The organism is Spirosoma jeollabukense (assembly GCF_054777855.1).
The window spans coordinates 1-502 of the sequence record NZ_BAAHAD010000132.1; the positions used below are offsets into that span (position 1 = coordinate 1).

Below are 502 nucleotides of genomic sequence, written 5' to 3' on the forward strand. Positions count from 1 at the left end.
ATCTAGTTCGTAGTAATTTCCAATCTCACCCTTATCATTTAGTATCCCCAAGTCCCTGACCTTTAAATACTAGTTTATCTTTATTAACATTGACTTTTAGTGCAGTGTTAGCATTCCAAAATTTTAGTTTTGGAATTAATAACATAATGTTTGCTTTACTAGCTTTAATTTTATCTATGTCATTATGATTTAGAGATGTAATATCTGAAGGAACATATTTAGGTAATCATACTTTAGCAGTACAAAAAGGACTTAATATGGGAGTTGCTTTATTTATAGTATCTGAAGCACTATTTTTTTTAGCAATATTTTGAGCATTTTTCCATAGTGCTTTATCACCTACTATAGAATTAGGTGCAAAATGACCACCTATGGGTATAAATTCAATAAATCCTTTTGAATTACCATTATTAAATACTGTAATTTTATTATCTTCTGGTGTAACAATAACATACTCACATCATTCTTTAATACAAGGTAATAGAAGCGGAGCATTATACGG

1 pseudogene is annotated in these 502 nt (G+C 28.9%); it reads left to right on the forward strand.

What is annotated here, in order from left to right:
• Positions 1–200: 200 nt before the first annotated feature.
• A pseudogene (locus tag ACYVEA_RS34915) lies at positions 201–502 on the forward strand (cytochrome c oxidase subunit 3); the annotation flags it as partial.